The 21477-nt window shown below is 30.6% G+C and carries 13 protein-coding genes and 2 pseudogenes; all 15 read right to left on the bottom strand.

Annotation, left to right across the window (positions count from 1 at the left end; all coding sequences use genetic code 11):
• Positions 1-3: 3 nt before the first annotated feature.
• The 15 genes and pseudogenes from prdC (Q6H37_RS00695) to Q6H37_RS00625 all read right to left on the bottom strand — a co-directional run bounded on the left by prdC (Q6H37_RS00695) (position 4) and on the right by Q6H37_RS00625 (position 21443).
• Entirely contained in the window at positions 4-1305 is a 1302-nt protein-coding gene (prdC, locus tag Q6H37_RS00695) for a proline reductase-associated electron transfer protein PrdC (protein ID WP_318742884.1), read from the bottom strand.
• 445 nt (positions 1306-1750) lie between these two features.
• Positions 1751-2635: a TSUP family transporter gene (locus tag Q6H37_RS00690; RefSeq protein WP_318738708.1), complete on the bottom strand. Its 885-nt coding sequence runs from the start codon at positions 2633-2635 to the stop codon at positions 1751-1753.
• A gap of 127 nt (positions 2636-2762) precedes the next feature.
• On the bottom strand, positions 2763-3770 hold the full coding sequence (locus Q6H37_RS00685) for a proline racemase (protein WP_318738707.1): 1008 nt from the start codon (positions 3768-3770) through the stop codon (positions 2763-2765).
• Between the two features lie 4 nt (positions 3771-3774).
• A pseudogene (gene prdD, locus Q6H37_RS00680) lies at positions 3775-5010 on the bottom strand (proline reductase cluster protein PrdD).
• A gap of 78 nt (positions 5011-5088) precedes the next feature.
• On the bottom strand, positions 5089-5814 hold the full coding sequence (gene prdB / locus Q6H37_RS00675; RefSeq protein WP_081457842.1) for a D-proline reductase (dithiol) protein PrdB: 726 nt from the start codon (positions 5812-5814) through the stop codon (positions 5089-5091).
• A complete protein-coding gene (locus tag Q6H37_RS00670) occupies positions 5807-6067 on the bottom strand; it encodes a CBO2463/CBO2479 domain-containing protein (RefSeq protein WP_007062687.1) in 261 nt (86 codons plus the stop codon). Before Q6H37_RS00670 ends, prdB begins: the two co-directional genes overlap by 8 nt.
• A gap of 16 nt (positions 6068-6083) precedes the next feature.
• Complete coding sequence (prdA, locus tag Q6H37_RS00665) at positions 6084-8177, bottom strand: D-proline reductase (dithiol) proprotein PrdA (protein ID WP_318738706.1); 2094 nt, start codon at positions 8175-8177, stop codon at positions 6084-6086.
• A gap of 109 nt (positions 8178-8286) precedes the next feature.
• Positions 8287-8697: pseudogene (locus tag Q6H37_RS00660) on the bottom strand (sugar transporter); the annotation flags it as partial.
• Positions 8698-8716: 19 nt separating this feature from the next.
• Positions 8717-10024: a proline reductase-associated electron transfer protein PrdC gene (prdC, locus tag Q6H37_RS00655; protein ID WP_318738705.1), complete on the bottom strand. Its 1308-nt coding sequence runs from the start codon at positions 10022-10024 to the stop codon at positions 8717-8719.
• A 276-nt stretch (positions 10025-10300) separates the two neighbouring features.
• Complete coding sequence (gene prdR, locus Q6H37_RS00650) at positions 10301-12049, bottom strand: sigma-54 dependent transcriptional regulator PrdR (RefSeq protein ID WP_318738704.1); 1749 nt, start codon at positions 12047-12049, stop codon at positions 10301-10303.
• Between the two features lie 144 nt (positions 12050-12193).
• Positions 12194-16279, bottom strand: coding sequence for an AAA domain-containing protein (locus Q6H37_RS00645; RefSeq protein WP_318738703.1), 4086 nt, complete (start codon positions 16277-16279; stop codon positions 12194-12196).
• A gap of 161 nt (positions 16280-16440) precedes the next feature.
• On the bottom strand, positions 16441-18072 hold the full coding sequence (locus Q6H37_RS00640) for a M20/M25/M40 family metallo-hydrolase (RefSeq protein WP_318738702.1): 1632 nt from the start codon (positions 18070-18072) through the stop codon (positions 16441-16443).
• Between the two features lie 150 nt (positions 18073-18222).
• The gene (locus tag Q6H37_RS00635; protein WP_318738701.1) at positions 18223-19410 is read right to left on the bottom strand and encodes a hypothetical protein; all 1188 of its coding nucleotides are present in this window, start codon (positions 19408-19410) and stop codon (positions 18223-18225) included.
• A 279-nt stretch (positions 19411-19689) separates the two neighbouring features.
• Complete coding sequence (locus tag Q6H37_RS00630) at positions 19690-20301, bottom strand: DedA family protein (RefSeq protein WP_318738700.1); 612 nt, start codon at positions 20299-20301, stop codon at positions 19690-19692.
• 143 nt (positions 20302-20444) lie between these two features.
• Positions 20445-21443, bottom strand: coding sequence for a LacI family DNA-binding transcriptional regulator (locus Q6H37_RS00625; RefSeq protein WP_318738699.1), 999 nt, complete (start codon positions 21441-21443; stop codon positions 20445-20447).
• Between the last annotated feature and the right edge of the window lie 34 nt (positions 21444-21477).

The raw sequence follows: 21477 nt of genomic DNA, 5'->3' as shown, positions 1-21477 counted from the left end.
TTTTTATTTATCAATTGAAAGTCTTCTAGTTAATTTATAATCAACTGTTCTAAACACATGATCTGTATGATGATATACTCCTAGTCCAGTCTTTGGAGCACAACACATTACAGTGTTTGAACAATCGCTGCAATTTGAAATTAGTACTCTTTTTGCACCAAGTTTCTTTAAATACATAATACCAGCTACTTGACCAGGACAATTACCTGGGGTTTTGCATTTGTTCGCGCCTTTTATTTCTTCTACATTTTTACACTTTGTAACACCAACTACTTCTGATTTCATTTTAGATGCTATATCTCTAAGTCTTTCTTCATTAGCACCACAAGCACAAACAAGAAGTCCTAATTTGTCTTTATATTCTGGTAATGGAATAGTAACAATGGCTCCACCTGAAATCTTAGTAACTTCAGCTTTCTCCAAATCTTGTGCTTTTCCTGTGTATGGTCCTCCTATTAGGATTTCACCATATTCTCCATCTATACCACCACATTTTTCTATGAGGCTTTTTATTGAAGTTCCAACAGGCATTTGGAAAAATACATTTGATTCTTTTCCACTGTTTAATTTACCAGCTATTGTAATATCTTTGTCTATAACAGGCTTTCTATCATCTACTGCTCTAGTTATATTAGCCAAAGTTTCTGTATTTAAAACAACACATTTTGCTTCTAATGGAAGCTGTGTTGGTTCAAGCCATTTATCAAATATAGCATGAATAAGTGCTCTTTCTTCTCCCATAGGATAAATATCTTTAAGTTCCTTAACTTCTATATTGCTTTCACCTTTTAGTGCTGCTTTTACAGAAGATATAGCTTTTGTGTTTTTAGATTTTATTCCCATATATGCTTTTGGAGCTCCTGTAGCTTTCATTGCATACTTTATACCCTTAATCACAATTTCAGGGTTTTGTTCTAATAAAGTTATATTATGATTCAATACTGGTTCACACTCAACACAATTAGCAATGATATATCCATCTGGAATTTCAGCTTTTAATTTTATGTGAGTTGGAAAACCAGCTCCACCAGCTCCAACTATTCCTGCTTCATAAACTGTATCAATTATGCTATCACTTTCTTTGATTTTTACATAATCTTCTGTTTGAACATCATTTGCTTCAATAACTATTTCAGTGTCTGTAATCTTAACTACTTTTCCTGAAACACTTGTATGTATTTTTGCTCCCAATCCATTTGGCTCTGCAATACATTCGCCTCTTTTTACTTCCTTACCTTCCTTTACTACTGGAACGTCCGGCGCACCAACATGCATTTTAAGAGGAAAATTAAATAATTTTACCATAACATACTGTTGTCTTAAATCTACTACGCTTAGTTTAGCAGAATGCAACATTCCCTCCTTTCAACATTTTATTAATTTATATAATGTTCATTATCATATAAATTAATAGTATATATTGTACTAAATAAGTTTTTGTTATACACAGTAATACATTAGCAATTTCCGTGCCAATAATTTATTTTGCGCTGCTTTGTTATAAAATATGCAAATACGCTGGTTTTTTCGTATTAGTTTTTTTTATATTAAAGGTTTACTTATAGCAAAATGTACTTTTTTCTGACAAATAGTGTAGTATTTTTTGACACTATTCGTTAATTTTTAGTTAAAGTCATACACTGTATAGAAATATATATAAATTTGGTGTCAATAATTTGACACTAAAAAATAAAATAAAAATAGCCATATACAAGATAAATTTTCTTGTATATGGCTATTTGTTAAATAATTACGCTTGTGCTCCGACATCCTTTGACTTACTAGCAGATCTAAACATAGCTATAGATGTGTATATAATAACACATATTACCAACCAAGTTAAAATATTCAAAGGAAGACTCTTAACTATATATGCCGCTACTAAAACTCCAACTGATCCAAATAGAGTTATTGCCATAGAAGCTTTTCTATCATAAGCTCCTTCTTTAACAAATTTAGCTGATGCTACTGGCATCAAAAATGCACAAGATCCCATCATTATAGGGAATGCTACCTTTGGGCTCATTCCAAGTGCAAATACTAATGCCATACAAGGTGCATATAACCCTATTCCAAGTGTCATAAGTGCTCCTAATATAAAGTTAGCAATTACAGCTATAATAAGCTTTATTCCTGTAAGTCCTATAGCGTCTCCACCTACAGGCATTAATTTTAATTGTGATGCTAACATTACTAATGCAACTATAAGTAATGCTGCTCCCATTCCAAGTTGAACTTTTTTCTCATCAAGCTTTGAAACTATACCTGCACCTATAAAAGCACCTATAGTAGCAGAAACAAGCATTGCAAATAAAGTTACAGGTTCAACTTTTATTACTGTTATAAATATTAGAGCTTCTACTGTTACGGGAATTGTACAAGATGCATTAAGTGTTCCTGGTATTGTTCTATCTTGAGAAAGTTTAAAGAATTTTAATAATGCTGTAAGAGGAGCAAAACTTCCTATACCTAATGTATCAAAAAAGTTTGTTATAAATCCAACACCGCCTAATGCTAAAAAGTTTGCACTTTCTAGATTACCCTCTTTAGATGCTTTAAAATAATCTCTTAAAAATACTATTGTAAAATAACCTGTCAAGAGTATAAGTAAACCGGACACTACTTTAACTAACATAATAACATCCCCCTCTTTCTATTATAATTTTTAATATTACATATATATTGTAATATATATTATGGCCTTACCGCAATAATTTTCTTAATATTTTTTATATTTTTATTTTTGAATTTTTTGCATAAATTTACTTTAATATAAAGCCATGTTTAACTGGATCATCTGGATCTATTAAGTATTGGCTAAATCCAGTAACATATGCGCTTCCTGTTATTTCTGGGATTATGCCATCAAATTCTCCTACCTTAGCTTTACTTAAAACTTTTCCTGTGAACTTAGTACAAATTATACTTTCATTTACTATTTGTCCACCAACTTCGATTTCTTCTCTAGCATATAAATCAGCTAATTTGGCACTTGTTCCAGTTCCACATGGAGATCTATCAACCTGTCCTTGACCAAATACTACTACATTTTGAACATCTGCATCTTCACTTTTTGCAGGTGCATAAAATTCACAAAGATCAACTGTTTTAATATGCTTTAATATAGGGTGTTGAATCTCTACCTGTTCATTAACTGCATGAATAATCTTCATTCCAAGATCATTAAGTTGTTGTGCATTTTTAGGAATTAAATCAATTCCTACATCTGAAGCTTTTACCATTGCAAAAAAGCTTCCTCCAAAAGAAATATCTAAAGTTAACTTTCCAAAGTCAGGTACATTTACTTCTATATCTTTCTTATAAAGAAATGCTGCTACATTAACTATTGAAACTTCTTTTGCTTTGCCATTTTCAACTTTTACTCTAGCTTTAATGATTCCAGCTGGAGCTTCTAAAACTATATCTGTATATGGCTCTGTAACTGGTACCATTCCCATTTCAACAGCACAAGTTGCTGATCCAATAGATCCATGACCACACATATTTAAATATCCGCCGCCATCCATAAATATAACACCAATATCTGCTTCATCTACACAAGGTTCAGTAAAAATAGCACCAAACATATCATTATGTCCTCTTGGTTCAAGCATTAACATAGTTCTTAAATAATCCATGTTCTTTTCCATGTATTCCATTTTCTCAGCCATAGTTTTTCCTGGAATCTTGGGCACTCCACCTGTTACAATTCTAGTCGGTTCACCCATAGTATGAGATTCTACTGTATTGATAACTTTTGTTGCTTTCATTTCTCTATTCCTCCTTGTTTTTCATTTTTAATTTTAAAAATGCTAACGCTTTTTTAGCATCTAATTCTATTACATTGTTTTCGCCTACAACTTCTGTTTCTATTCCATCAGTTGATTTATTAAAATCAACTATGGTATCCATATACTTATTAGTAACTACAAATTGTGCTTGAGTCCCTACAAAACTCATTCCTACAACAGGAATTCCTCTTTTGCCTATTTCTTCTATAGCGGTAGCAAAATCAATATTACTATTTCCCCATCCATCTATAGACACAATAGCACCATCTGCTCTCATGGCTTCAACCCAAGCTGCTGCTCTCTGAGCAACAAATATCTTATCTTCATTTTCCTGAGGCGTTCCTGCTACTATAATTCCAAGAAGGTCTACATCTCCATCATTATCTACAATTTCTACTAATGGATCTCTAAAATGATGTAATGTAGTTTCTTTAGTAGATGGTCCAATTCCCATAGTATCACCTCAATTCATGGCTCTTAAAGCACCATCTCTATATTCATTAGGACTTAAGACTATTGGCATATTTCCCATATCTATAATAGATCTGCATCCAATAAATCCTCCAGGTTCTTTACCTAAAACACCTGTATCATACATACAACCCTGACCTGCAACTTGTTTTATGATAACTACTTTTTTCTTATTAGGTTTTATTTTATCAAAATATTCGTATTTTTCGTCACAGAACCTTCCATTCATCTTTTTTAGATACTCTCTTATCTCCGTAATTATCCTATCACATACTCTGTGAGCTGCCATAGGTCCTGGCCTGTTTGTACCTTGCCCATCTTTCAATGTTACATCTATACTTATTATTATATCGTCCTCTGAAGGAGTGCCTCTTCTACCAAACTTAACTTGTTCTTTTAATATACCCTCTGAAGAACCAAATTCTGCAACTTGTATTCCTTTTTCATCTACTCCTGTAAGCATAACAGTTACTCCTGTTAAAACATGAGTTATTCCTTCTCCTAGCTTGCCTAAAACCTTAGTTGCTATAGGAGAAAAATCCATTATAGAATTTACAAAAATATCATGTTCATTACTTTGTATAATTTTTAACTTTAGACTGCGCACTAACTCTTCATTGTCTATTACGTCAGCCTCTATATTATTTCTTATATATAAAACTCCATCTTTTATATATGTTTTTTCTGCAAATTCTACCTTTTGTATATGAAAAGTTTTTATGACAAGCTTTCTGATTTCTCTCTCCAAATTAACACACCCTTATCTTAATTAGAAGGTTATTATAAACCAGAAACTAAAAACTAGTTTCTGGTTTATTATTGCTAATTAAACTTTTGCTGTATATTCATAAGGTAATGGTACTATCTTACCAGCTGATTGAAGAACTTCAAGCTGAGCTAATGTATCCTTAACGATACCTGTCTGCATTTCAACATTATGTGGTTGACCTGCATTAGCTCCCATTGGAACTCTAGGAGCAACTGCTCTTGGAGTTCCTGTCTGTTTAACTACTGGAGGCAATGCTGCTATAATTATAGTAGGAATTCCAGCCTCTTCGATTGCTCTCTGCACCAAAACTGCAGAGCGGTGACAAGTTCCTCATCCCGCAGTCATTAGAACTGCATCCACGCCTTCATCTTTTAAGATTTTAGCAATTTCTGGACCTGTTTCTTCTGTGAAAACTTTTACGTTTCCACCACCACCCATGAATCCAATATGAGTTGGTGCAACTCCTTTAATATAACCTTCCTTAGCTAGTTCTCTTAATCTATCAATAGGAAACATACAGTTTATATCTTTATTAACATCGGAATTGTCATATCCACCATGTGATACCATTAAATCATCGGAATTAACATCTCCTGGTATTCTTCTAAATCCTGTATCTCCTGCTAAATTAAATCTTTTATCGGTTTTAACATGAACTCCAGCTGCTGTTGCAAGTGCAATAACCATATCTTTTAATGGTTTTTCTACAGGTGCCCAAACTGGTTTTGGTGTTATAGGAACAAATACTTCTGATTGTAAGCCTTTAACAACAGATTTACTCATTGCTATTACCTTCCTTTCTCTTTTCTATATTACTTATATACTTCTCATTAACTTTATCAGAAAGAACCTCTACATAAGTCATGTATAATCCCACTTCTTGTCCTACTTTCATAGGATAGTCTGATATTATCATTCTATTAGGTATTTTCAGATAACCAAGTCTGCCTTTGAAGTCTATTGCAACAGAACCATCAGTTACTTCTACAATGACTCCCTGCATTTCTCTTACCTGATCACCGTACTTTAAGTCCATACATCTCTACCTACTTTTATGAATATTTTTCTTTCCTTTTTTCACTCATTGGTAATGATTGTTCATTAAGAGCTCTTTCTATTTTTATTCCTTTTTCTTTTTCAACTAATTCTAGATTGCTTTCAAGAACATTTCTATTATACTTTCTTTCTGCAGCTTTTACTTCTTCTCCATCCATAGCAGCTTTAAGCATTTCAGCTCCTCTAATTGCATCTTCTGGACATAATGTGTTGCATCCAAGGATTTCATTTTCTATTCCAGCTTCTGATTTATTGTTATCTATAATATACTTCATGTATTTATTTCCAACAACTAATTGACCTTGAACTGCACAGAATGAAAATGCTACACAAGGTATTCCTCTCATACCTATTTGTTCAACATGACTAGCAAAGTCTATATGATTGTTTCCAAATCCTTCTGTAGTGACAAAAGCACCATCAACATCTAATGCTTCTACTATCATACCCATTCTTTCAGACACATAGAATTTTTCGGTGTTAATCTGAGGACTTCCTACAAATAGTACACCACATAAGTCTAATTCTGGATCAGCTAATACCTGATGAACTAATGGTTCTCTCCAGTAATGTCTTGAACATTCTTTTGATGCTGGTCCTATACAAGTTAATGCATGTATTCCACCGTCAGCAACTTCAAGTGGTGATAACATTACAGGAACATTACCAAGATCAACGTTTGGTTTTCCACCAAGGAATCCAACTGGTTCAACTGGTAGAATTAAGTTATCATGCATTGCTCCTTGTCCCATTATTTCTTTAACTATTACAACCTTTTTCTTTCCAGGTCTTCTTACATGTTTAAATTCTTCTACATTAACTACTAAAGAATCATCATCAATTTTCTTTATAGCTTCTCTTATTTCTTGAGTAATTACATCTGCTGCCTTATGAGCTGCTATAGGTCCTCTTCTTTCCATGTTTGTCTTAGCTTGAATTGTAATTTGTGCTTTTATGAATATTTCTCCTTTATCAGGACAACTTGGTCTACCCCATTGAATATTTTCATCAAGGTAACCTTCTGATGAACCAAATTCACCTATTTGAACACCATTTTCGTCTGTACCAGTAAGCATCATTATAACACCATCAAGTACTCTAGTTACGCCAGAACCAAGTTTTGAATCTCCTTCTTTTGTAGCTATTGGCTGAACATCCATTATTGTTTCACTGTATGTGTGATACTTATCTGGTGTAATAATATCAAATTTTACAGCTTTAACAAGATCTCCAGTTGCTTCTGCATCTTTACATACGTCTTCTCTAATATATAAAGTTGTACCTTCGATTTTAGTTTCTTTGCCTAATTTTACTTCATTTATTTTGTAATGTTTTCTTGTAAGAGTTCTTAGTACTTTTTCTTCAAGCACTACTTCCTTTTTGCCTTCAGCTTTTGCTGCTACAACTGCTTTTTCAGCCTTTACTACTGGCACATTTCCAGGTTTTACTGAACTAGTACTCATACCATTCAATGGTACTTCGATGTCAACGCCTTTGCCTTCGGCAATTTTAATTCTTAGGACTCCACCTGATACACTTGATGTTACTTTTGGTGATTCTCCCATATCAACTTCCTCCTTAAATCCTTCTAACATTTCAGGTGTTATAGGAGTTAAAGCTGGTACATCGGACACTAATTTCTGTCCAACAACTTCTTCTCTTGTAAGAACCCTTTCATCTAATTTGAATAGTAATGAGTCCTCAAGTTTTTCAAAATGCATAGGATTCTCCAAATCTTCAGCCCCTATTACATCACCTGTTTTTTTGTTATATTTTAAGACTGCCTTTTCATTTCCTTCAGTTAGCTCCTCTTGAACTTTTTCTTCAGAAGCCATTTCTTTAATGCCTTCTAAAAGATCTGGAGTTAATGGAGTAAGTGAATCAACAGTTTTAATCAATTTTGCTCCAATTACTTGTGCTACTTTCAAGCAATTGTCTGGAATAGTCAGCAAACCAGCATCTACCATGTCAGGAAATATTGCTGGATCTTCTAAATTGGAAGCTTGAATTATTGTTCCTGCTTCTGTTCTACAACATACAATTCCAAGTTCATTTTTAACTTCTTCTGCATGTTCTGCACTCATTGACATAACATTAATCCCTCCTTTTCGTTATTTCATAACAAACTTTATATATTAAAATAACTTAAATTAAATTTTATTAATATAACTTGTATAATAGATAAACTAAAAATTAGAATGGTAATTCTATATCGATTCCTTTTCCTTCTTCTATTCTAATTTTCAAAACTCTACCTTCAGCACCATCAACTATTTCTTCTGATACTACTTGTTCTTCTACAACTTCTTCCACTTGTTCTTCAACTTTTGAATCATTTTCTACTTTATCTTCTACTTCCTTAACACCCTCTAAAATATCTGGGGTTAATGGAGTTAATGAATCAATAGTTTTAAGTAATTTTGCTCCTATAACTTGACCTACTTTTAAACAATCTTTTGGTATAGTAAGCAATCCTGAATCAACCATATCTGGGAATATATCTGGGTCCTCAAGATTTGATGCTTGTATAATTGTTCCTTCTTCAGTTCTACAACATACAACAGCTACTTCATTTTTAAGTGCTTCTGCATGTTCAACACTCATTGACATTATTTAAATCCTCCTCTTACTACTTTTGTTCTTCCATAGGAAGTCTTCTAGTTAATGGATAATCCACTGTTCTAAATACATGATCTGTATGATGATATACAGGTAATCCTACCTTAGGTGCACAACACATTACAGTATTAGAACAATCACTACAGTTTGATATTAAAATTCTCTTAGCACCTTGTTTTTTCAAATACATAATGCCAGCAGCTTGCCCTGGGCAATCTCCTGGAGTTTTGCACTTATTAGATCCTTTAATTTCTTCTACATTTTTACACTTAGTAACTGCTACAACTTCTGATTTCATTTTAGAAGCTACATCTCTAAGTCTTTCTTCATTTGCTCCGCAAGCACAAACAAGAAGTCCTATTGGTCCTTTGTATTCTGGAAGTGGAATTGTTACTATAGCACCTCCTGAAATCTTTGTAACAGAAGCCTTCTCTAAATCTTCAGCTTTTCCTGTATAAGGTCCTCCTATAACAATTTCGCCATATTCTCCATCTATACCACCACATTTTTCTATAAGACTCTTCATTGAAGTGCCTACAGGTACTTGTGAAAATACATTAGGTTCTTTTCCTGATTTAAGTTTACCTATGACAGTTATATCCTTATCAATTACTGGCTTCTTATCTTCTACAGCTCTTGTTATATTAGCTAAAGTTTCTGCATTTAAAACCACACATTTAGCTTCTAATGGAAGTTGTGTAGGCTCAAGCCATTTTCCAAATATCTCATGAATTACAGCTCTTTCTTCACCCATTGGATACATATCTTTAAGTTTCTTTATTTCTATATCATTAGATCCATTTAAATATTTTTCTAATGACTGTATTGCTTCTGGATGCTTTGCTTTTATAGCTATATAAGCTTTCTTGGAGCCTGTTGCTTTCATAGCATATCGTATGCCGTTTACAACTAATTCAGGCTTCTCTTCTATCATTTTTATATTGTGATGAAGAACAGGTTCACATTCAACGCAATTTGCAACTATGTATCCATCTGGAATTTCTGCTTTTAATTTAATGTGTGTTGGAAATCCCGCACCACCGGCGCCAACTATACCTGCTTCATAGACAGTGTCAATTATGCTTTGGCACTCTTTAATTTTTACATAATCCTCTGTTTGTGTCTCATCTGCTAATATAACTATATTATTATCAGTAATTTTAGTTACTTCTCCTGACACGCTAGTATGGATTTTTGCTCCAAGGCCTTTTGGTTCTGCTATGCATTCTCCTCTTTTTACCTTCTGACCTTCTTTAACAGCAGGAACATCTGGTGCTCCTACATGCATTTTTAGAGGAAAACTATATAATTCTTTCATATCATCCCTCCTAAGTTTAATAGTCATAAATATATTGCAGCATTTATTATGCCAAATATTTGTTTATTTAATATATTTATTACTATTTACCTATAATTGTTGCAAATACTAGTATGTGGACTTATAACCTTTTCTTATAATAACTATAATTTTTATTAATAAGTTCATTTTTTTGACACACAATATTTTGAAAATTATACCAAATGCCTACATGGTTAGGTTTACACGCAAAAACATCTATGTCAATAATTAGACATAGATGTCAGTAACTTGAACCTATATATTGTATTTTCCTAATTTGTAATATAATGTGCTCCTCTTTATATTTAACACTTTGGCCGCATGCTGCTTATTTCCTTTTACCATTTTCATAACTTCTTTTATAGTTCTTTTTTCAACATTCTCTACTATTTTTTCTAAATCAAATTCATCTTCACCTAAATCTTCCTCTGGAGATACACTTTCTATAATGTATTCAGGAATAGATTCTGTATTTATTTTACCATTATTGGATAAAACAACCATCCTCTGAACTACGTTTTTTAGTTCTCTTATATTACCGTCCCACTTATAATTAGTTAATATCTTATATACTTTATCATCAATATTAGTTATTTTTATACCTTCCTGCTTAGAAACCTGTTCAAAAAAGAGGTTTGCTAAATCTTTTACATCCTCTTTTCTATCTTTAAGCGGCGGCAGCTGTATCTGCACTACTGCTAATCTATAAAACAAATCTTCTCTAAATTTATCTTCAAGTATTAATTTTTTTAAATCTTTATTGGTAGCTGCAATAATTCTAGCATCAGTATTTATAGCCTTCTCACTGCCAAGCCTATATATTACTCCATCTTGCAGTACCCTTAACATTTTAACCTGCATCTCTACGGGCATATCTCCTATTTCATCTAAAAATAATGTACCTCCATTGGCAAATTCAAATTTACCTATCTTCCCCTTTTTTATAGCTCCTGTAAATGCACCTTCTACATATCCAAACAATTCACTTTCTAGTAAATTTCCTGGTATAGCACTACAATTTATAGCTACAAAATTTCCAGTTCTCCCGCTAGCTTCATGTATTGATTTGGCGAAGACCTCTTTACCTGTTCCACTTTTTCCTGTTATAAGAACACTGGTAGATGTATGTGCTACTTTTTGCGCTATAGCTATAGCATCTATTATTTTTTTATTTTTTCCTACTATGGATGAAAAATTATATTTTGAAGATATCTCATTTTTATATGCTTTCTCTAAAAATTCAACCTTCTTTTTCTCATATTCCAGCTGTTTTGTTAAATTCATAGCATCAGTAATATCTCTATCTGTTGATACAGATGCAATTATACGTCCTTTTGAATTATAGATTGGAACAGCACTTAATATTACCAGCTTTCCTTCCACAGGTTCATGAAATACATTATCTATTCTTTTTCCGGTACTTAATACTTTTAAATTTAAAGCTTTAGGAAAAAATTCTCCTAGGTGTCTATTCATTATTTTTTCTGCAGGTACATTATATAATTTTTCCGAGCTCCTATTCCAATACTTTACTATTCCCTTTTCGTCACATATGCATACACCTTCGTGTAAATTGTCAAATACATTATTTAAAAGATTGAACATTTCATCCATTTTTAAATAAAAAGTATCTCTTATATTATTACTAGTAACTATACCTATAACTTTTCCATCTTCTAATACAGGTAATCTTCCTATACGATTATCAATCATTATGTCTCTAGCCAATCTTGCCGAGTCATTAGATCCTATAGTATGTAAATTAGTATTTCCAAACTCTATAATAGGTGCATCAAAGGATACACCCTTCTTTTTTATTTTTGCAACATCATTCATGGTAAATATTGCTTTTAACTTTCCGCTTTTATCTTCAATTAAAACTTCATCTCTATACGACTCTATCATTCTATTGAGGGCATTTCTTATACTCTCATCTTCTCTTACTTTTATAAAATCCTTTAACATTATGTCTCTTACTTTATATATAATTTCAGATATACTCATTAATTTCACCTACCATTTATACTCTACTTTAATTATAGAAATATATCCTACTCATTACAATGAAAACTTTTATTATAATTTTTTATACAAAAATAACACTTACTTTAATTATAAAAATTTAGTAAGTGTTATTTTTAAAATTCGTTATACTACCCTGAGCGTTTCCTTAGATGTTTTTTCTCTGTTATAATTTTCTACACCTATTCTCTTCAACCTACTCCATAACTTTTCCATGGTTTTCTCTGGATTATAATAAAATTCACTTCCCCTTATTCTCAGAAAGTACCAACCTATTCTTTCTAAGTTTAATCGTGCTTCCATATTCTTTTTTATATCATCTCCATTATCTATTATTCCTTCATCACAAACAATGGCAGCTCTATTTCTATTTCCTTCTATTATAAAATCTACTTTATATCCTCCCACTTTTATTTGAGGAATTATATCATATCCTTTATCCTTTATCATGTTATATACATCCTTTTGAAATTTAGATTGAAAAACATATTCTAAATTTATATATCTCTTATTATATCTTTCATAATTTAAACAATAATTAAGAATAGAATGCCTTACACATGACTTATTTAAATCTTTTAATTCTACAGAATAAAACAGCCACATTTGATTTCTTGCTCTACTTGCTGCTACATTAAACCTTCTTATATCTGATTCCCTAGTTAATGGTGCAAACTTAACATTATTTGCAATAACCATTGACAAGAACATTACATCTCTTTCATCTCCTTGGAAGGAATAAGCATCTCCGCATATAATTTTTCTTCTTATCATCTCCTCTTCCCCTATTCTTTCTCTTATCATATTTTCAATTGTTTCACTTTGAACATCACCTAGTAAAGAGATAACACCCATAGTCATATCTTTATATTTTTTATCTTTACAGCAACTAACTAATTTGCTTACTAAAACCTCTGCTTCTGGAATATTCACAGCTTTATTCTGTTCCCTATATCCATCTTCCGCTTTTACAGCCACAATAGGTGGGTATAATGCCTCTGAAGGCTTAGGATATCTCAATGGCTTTATCTCATTTGAATAACAAAGCATATTGCTAAATCCAATAATTTCTGGTACACACCTAAAATGTTCTTTAAGAATTAACCTATTTGGAAAAACTCTAAGTGCAGTATCATAAAGGCTAGTGTGTAAATCAAACCATTCATTTTGAGGAATATCCTTCAAATATTTATTTATCAACCCTTGTATAACTCCCTGATCAACTCCTACAACCTCTGGACTTATCTGCTTGTCATCACCAACTATAACCGCCTTTTTAGCTCTCATTAAAGCACATATAGAAAATATATCACTTTGGCTGCTTTCATCATAAATAATAACATCAAACAACTTTCTTGATAATTTTATATTTTCAATTACTCTATTTAATGGCATAATCCAAACAGGTATAGTATCTTTACATTTCTCCATCTCATCCTGAGCTATTTTTCTATACTCTGATACCATCTTTCCTGTACCTTTTCCTATTCTTTTAACAGCCTGCATCCAGGCAAAAAGACTTCTTTTTTCAGATTCAGTGGTTTTAAGTATTTGATTATACCAGGTTTTTTTAGATACTATATCTTTTATAATCATTTTTTCTTTCTTACTATTCTGCTCTATTGTTTCTTCTATAAATTCTAAGTTTAGCTTATAAATATCCTTAAGCAAACTATTCCACTGACACCATTTCCACGCACTACAAAAATCCTCAAAGTTTCTCGTGCTATTTCTCCAACTCTCAATTAGGTTTTCTCCTGTATTCGGACATGCTTTTGTTATTTTATTTATAAGTTCATCTAACCTAACTAAATCGTTCTTCATTACTTTAAAATGTTCTATCATCTTCAACTGTTCTTTTGTTTTTTCTACATCAAGAGATCCCATTGCATTATACAATTCATCTAACTTATCTGTAGATAAAACTAATTTTTTCATCACTTCAATATAAGCTTTTAGCTCATTATACTCATTTACTTTTTTGATAGCTTGTACACATTTTATTAGATAGCTATAAGTTTGAGATTTATGCCACTCTATATTTTGTGGTATCGAAATTCTACCTAATAATGATATTATTTTGCTTTTATACTTTACATTCCAATCAATTATAGTATTTAATTTTTTTATATTTTGTTCTATTTCTATTATGTCCATTTCATCTTCTCTATTACAAACATCTGATAAATCACCATACTTTTTTGCCATGCTATTCCATAAAGACTTTAAGTCTTTAATTATTTTTTCCTGTTGAATGTAAAGTTTTAATGCTGATGCTTGTTCAAAATTTTCTACTTCAAGAAAATCAACTTTGCACTCTTTAAAAATATAATTATATTCTGAATGAATAATTTTAAAGGTTTTGCTCACTCTTCCTCTTGAATTAAACTTGCTATATACGATATCAAAATCTCTACTTAATTTATCTATATTTATATTATTGGGAATTTCTATGTTGTAATTTTTTAGCTTGCTTTTTAACCTATCTAGCATCAAAAAATAATTATTACATTTAAACGCTATATCCATAAATAAATCATGTGCTATCTTGCTACTATAATAAAGTCCTAGTATATTTTTAAAGTTACTATTTTCTATAGATTCCATTTCACTTTTACACTTATTCAACATACTTAAAAGGGCTTCATAATCACATCTATTATTATCTGGTATTCGCCAGTTACTTAGTAATCTTGTATTAATTTCAATATCTTCTTTTAATTTTTTAAACCTAGACATCTTATCACAGATTTCAATATCCATAGGTATTTTATCTATCAAATTTTTTATACTATCAAAATTCTGTTTTTCCTCTTTATCTATAGACTTTAATAATTTTAATAACTGCAAATATTCTTCTTTATTTAAAGGCATAGATTGTTCATATTTAATGTTATCCTCTATCCATGAATGTTGTTTTCTATTTTCTCTTACCCATTTTGCAATATCTGCAACTTTATAATACTGTCCACCATATTCTATGCTCTTATTTTCAGTATTTTGAATTTCCACCAATCTATTATATAAATGCTCTTGCTTTTTTCTGCAATTTTTTAATTCTTCCCTTAATAATTTAATCTCTTTACTTAATGCTTCAGGCTCTACAGACAGATTATCTGTTATTTTTCTTACAGCTTCATTAAGTTCTTTTAGAGAATTAGAATCATTTCCAATAACACTCATACACAATGGTCTAATATGCTCTGGTATCATGTCCACCAATACTTTTAAAGCTTTATCTGTTTGACTTGTCACAAGAACACTTTTACCATGTGCAAGAAGATGACATATTAAATTAACTATTGTATGACTCTTACCTGTTCCTGGGGGACCTTGTACTACAACTCCATAATTTTCACATAACCTTTTAACAACTTGTTTTTGCTCAAAGTTTGTATCTAATGGAAATAATATGTCCTCTCCAACTTTCTCCCATTCCTTTATATCTTCCTCACTTTGCTCTACTTTTTTATCTTGCACCAGAGCCTTTATTGTTTCTGGTATAACATAACCATTATCTATTTGATTATTTATGTTTATAATTTCTTTTTGCCATAATCGCATATTATTTTTTCTTATTAAAATTACAGGATTATCGCAAATAAAAGGATTTTTTGTTAATTTTATTTTATCCATGCTTACTCTACAATTTATTATTTGACCATTACAACCTAAATAGGAAACTATATCTTTTAGTACATTCTCAATATTATCTATTGTTCTAGGATCTATATCGGCGCTATTTATTTCATTTTCTATTTGAACTATGCTATGTAAATTAGCTATATCTAAGTCTTCAAATATTCCCAATTCTAAACATGTAGGACTTATTGGTATTAAATGAAATATACCCTTTTTAACATCAAAATTTAGTTTCATTCTGGTTGTAACAACAGGATGAATTATTTTTTCGTTACCAACTTTCCAAACAAGAAGACCATGTCCCCATACTATTTCTATTCCTTCTGATCTTTTCTGTATCTCCAAAAATAACTTAAACAATTGATCATATATACATTTACACTTTTTTGTTACCTCTAACCACCATTCGGTTTCCGAAACCTTATTCACACTGCACCCATCCATAGACATCAGGTCATTTTCCCAATATAGTTTTTCATATTCTGAAACATTTCTTATTATTTTTTCATTTAAATTTTTTACGCTTAGTAAATATGAAAATATTTTTTTGACCTTATTCCTATAATCCATTTTTTCACCCCACAACGCACTTATAAATATATTTACTTTTATGTTAAATTATACCATTTTATTTTTTATTGTCCATTTGTTTCGTTAAACATATTTCATAATAAAATGACACCCTTTTTAGACTTATTTTGGTTGTGGTAAAAATGGTTATTTAAAATAGCCTATTGTAACAATGAATAAATAATATGTTCATATAATTCTGGTACTACATTTAAAGTATAAGGAACATTTAATCTTTCACTATATTTGTGGAAATCCTTTCCCTCGCCGCCAAAGACTATTGCAGGAATGCTAAGCTTGCTTAAAGCTTGTAATGGTAAATCATAACTTATACCATATCCAACAATATTCGAAGATAAACCAGATATATTCTTATTATTCTCTATTCCAGTATAACTTAAATCAGAAATTCCCATAAAAAAGTCTTCTTTAATAATTTTTTCGTTAAACTTTTCATGCGCATACTCTATTGTTTTATCTATAGCATTTATAAATTTTTTGTCCTTAGTGTCTTCACCTCTCAAGTATTTATGAGGATAATATGGAGGAATAAAAGAAACTATTATCATAGGTTTCTTATCATCATATTTTTCATAAGTTTCTTTAACTATATTTATGGCTATAGTTTGGTTATCTTTATTTTCTTTTTTCCAAAGTTCAACTTTTTCTTTCATATAATTTTCAAAATTTTTATTCTTACTTTTAACCTGCAAAAGTAATTCTTCATAAGTCATAACACATGGCTGCACTTTAATATATTCAAATTTCTTACCGCTCTTTTTTATAAACTTTTCTCTTTTATTTTTAATATCTTCTAAAACGTTATTATATGCCTTAAATGCTAAGTCTTTTAAATTACTCATAAGCTTTTCCTCAGACATACTAAGAGTAAGTAAATTATAATATGCTGCTGCATATAAAGGACTTTGTACAGAATATAACTCTTTTAAATCCATTTGTTTCAAACACATAGGAGGTGGAGTTATGACATTATTAAATTGATCAGAAAAGTCAGGATTATTTTCTAAAATTCTATTTATTTCTGAAACTAACGCATTGGGATTTAGCCCTTTTAATGGTTCTCCTACATGAGTTTCTTTACCTACACATAAAAACAGTGGCATTATTTTTCCTACACTGCCCATATATAATCTTTTAAATTCTTCACCTGCACTTTGCGGTATGCTGCATTCTGATATTATTGCCCCGCAATAATTATATTTCATTTTATCTTGAAGCTTTAAAAGAAAAGGTGCTGCAGCTACCATACCTTCTGAATTACTTTCTTCACCTGGCACTGCTAAAAATAACAAATTCCCCTTAAAATTTTGATCTTCGCTAAACTTTCTAATTAATTCTATATCTATTGCAATACCACATTTCATATCTGCTGTTCCTCTTCCAAAAATCCACTTACCTGATTTAAGGTCTTTTAAGGCATCTTCATCTAAATTCAACTCACTAATCCGTTTCGTACATTCTTCCATATCAAAAGCAATAGATTTTAAATGTCCAAATTCTTCTACTCCTACTACATCAAAATGTCCTGTTAAAATCAAAGTATCATTTGATTTTTCTTTTCCATTTACTACTGCCCATACAAATTTTCTTTCTAAATTATCTCCTTCTACTGCTTCCATACCAAAGTTATTTTTGTTTTTCTTAAAATAAGCCATGTTTGATAGCATATCATATATTTTTTCTGATGCAATACTTTCATTTTTTGTACCTGATACACTTGGAAGGGAGATTAATTCTTTTAACGTTTCATAAATCTTATCACTCAAATTCATTTTAAATTTCCTCTTTTCTCATATATTACTTTTAAATATGTTATATCATAGTTTAATAGTTTATATATACATTATAATTAATAAAAAATTTTTAAATCAAGAACTTTATATAAAAAAATAAAGGAGCATTTATCTATGCTCCTTCAAATACTATTTAATTTTTTTCTGACTAAGCAATTCTTCATATTGAATAGAATTTTGGCTATTTATTTCTGGGAATTTTATCTCTACATTTTTATTTATATTAAAAGTATTGGTATTAAAATCAATACCTAATTTATAAACACCTGTAAGTTTATTTGCTGTATTGGCATTTTTAGCATTACTTAAACTTTCAACTGTTGATATAAATTTTGGTGTATCAAATACTAAATCTATATTTCCCTTTTCACCAACAACATATCCATTACTATCTACTGCAAAATCAATTACAATTCCTTTATCTCCAACAATAGGTACTCCATCAAAAGCATTTAATACTTTATTCATACTAACTGTAAATTGTGGTAATCCTTTTTCAAAATCTGAAAATGCCTTATCTATTTCTGCTTGACTAACTGATGCTTGTTGTTTGTCTGAAGAAACTTTTACAACTGTAGTTAAATAATCCTTTAAGAAATCTCTAGCATCTTTACTGTTTACTAAACTGTTTGAAGTATATTTTATCAAATCCTTGAAGTTTTTATCATTTAATTTAACTTCATAAACATGAACATTTCTTGCTCCATCTACAAGATTCCAGTATTGATTTCCTTCATCTGTAATAAGTTTAAACTTTGGATCAAAGCTTGTCATATTTTTTACTATCATTTCCGAAAACTTTTTTTGCATGTCCTGACTAACTTCAGCAACATCAGTACTCATTGTACCATTCTTATTCATATTTGAGCTATCTAATACAATATACTGTTTTCCATTCATTTTTGATGATTGCATATCTGGAACTTTTAAAATTTCCTTAAAATTAACTTTATCATTTTCTGTATTTGCATCAGCCCAAAGTCCCATATTCATTGCAGTATTTCCTACTTGTAATGACATATCTGCTTGCATTTTTCCACTTTTCCCATTATCACTTCGATTCATCTTGCCATTTACAGTTAATTTTGAACCATTTATCATAGGAATAACTTTTCCCATTTCCTGTTGTTCCTGAGTTGAAAGATTTTCTCCACTAAATCGTAGTCCAATTTGTGTTTTAAATTCTGAACTAGAAGCTTTTTGTGTTTTTGTATATGCATCAGAAATTGACTTACCCTCATAACTGCATCCTGTAAAAATAGAAGAAACCATTGTCATACAAATTGCCAACACAACCAATTTTTTTAAACTTTTCATTATTGAGTCCCCCCATCTAAATTATGTGCTAATTATAGCATGGTGGCAAATACCGGTCAATAAGTTTTTTTATACCTTTTAACGGTGTTTTTTTTACCAATACCTCTTTACTATAATTTGATTGCACTTTACTACTGTTATCTCGATTTTTCTAAATTTATCTATATAAGATTCTATTTCCCACATACAGAATATATGATTAAGTTTTCAAATAAAAAAACTTACCTGAAAATAAAACTGCTTTTCATATAAAGCATTTATTTTCAGATAAGTTATTTACTAATTTTGTACATTTATATTTTTACGTTTTGCTACTAATTTATATATTATAAACCCAATTATGCAAACTACTACAGCTATATCAGCCATATGAAACCAAGAACGAATCATGATCCAATTTTCACCCATTTTATATCCAACATAACCTAACAAAATACTCCATATTAATGATCCTAAAAAAGTATATATGGTGAACTTTTTAAATTCCATTTTGCTTATACCAGCTGGAAGCGATATGAATGTCCTTATTATAGGCAAAAGCCTTGAGAAAAAAACTATTTTTTCCCCATACTTATTAAAATATTCATCACTTTTTTCTATTTTACTTTTAGATATTCTCAGTTTGTCCGCATATTTTTCCACTAAAGGTCTTCCTCCAAGCTTACCTAAATAGTAAGCTCCTATTGAACCTGCAGTTCCACCAATAGTTCCAATTAGTATCATAGCTATTAAATTTAATCTTCCTGTAAAACTTAAATAACCTCCAAAAGGCAGTATTGCCTCACTAGGAATAGGTATACATGCACTTTCTAATGCCATTCCCGCAAAAATCCCTACATATCCGAGTTTATCCAGGACAAAAATAACTGCATTTATTAAACTTTCTACCATAAAATTTTCCTTTCTTTAACTACAACATCCTATACTTAATGATAAGTTTTTAAACCTCTCCTCAATTATAAGACATTTAACAAAAACTTTTGTTAACTTTATATTAAAAAAATGTGCATAATTTGTGTATACCTTGTCACTTTTTATCTTTTACAAGAATCTCTTTCTATTAACTCATGCTCAAGAACATAACTGTCTTTATCTACTTCTTTTTTATTTATGATTTTTATAAGCATCCTCATTCCTACAGATCCCATATCATACATAGGCAATCCTATAGTTGTAAGTTTTGGATAAAATACAGATGCAGAATAAATGTTATCAAATCCTATTACATCTACCTGTTCAGGAACTTTTATATTTTTGTCTCTCAATGCATTTATAGCACCCATAGCAATTTCATCACTAGAGCAAAATACTGAGTCAATACTTTCTTTCTCTAAAATAGCATTTATTCCATCATAACCATCTGATACTTTTAGTCCTCCAAAATGTACAATGTTTTCATCTAATTTTATGCTATTTTGTTTTAGTGCAGTTTTATACCCTGTATATCTTAATGCACTAGCATTAGCTGCATCCTCATGCGTTCCAATATAAGCTATTTTTTTATCGCCCTTCTTAATTAAATAATTCACAGCATCCAACGCCGCTTGTTCATTGTCTATGGTTACGCTTGGTATATTTCCTTCTTTACTAGTAGTTTCTACTAAAACCATAGGAATCTGTAATTGCTTTATAAGATTTACTATGCTATCTTCTAAAGAATTGCTCATATAAAGAACTCCGTCTACCATTTTTTCTTTTAATACTTTTAGATATTCCATTTCTTTTTCAGGATCTAAATCTGTATTGCATAACATTATATTGTAGTTATATATATTAGCTACATCTTCAGCTCCTCTTACTATTTCTGGATAGAATTGACTGGATATATCCGGTATTATTATTCCTATTGTACTTGTTTTTTGTGTTTTTAAACTTCTTGCTACTATATTAGGTCTATATCCTAACTTATTTATTGCTTCTAAAACTTTCTTTTTTGTTTCTTCATTTACAACGTCTACATCATTTAATACTCTAGAAACTGTAGCTATAGAAACGCCTGCTTCCTTTGCTACATCTTTTATTGATGCTGCCATTTTATCAACTCCCGTTATATTTTCTTTTAATAAT

The organism is Clostridium sp. JS66, from assembly GCF_033561535.1.
GTDB classification, from domain to species: Bacteria; Bacillota; Clostridia; order Clostridiales; family Clostridiaceae; genus Clostridium_AM; species Clostridium_AM carboxidivorans.
This window is presented reverse-complemented; position numbering and strand designations above follow the sequence as displayed.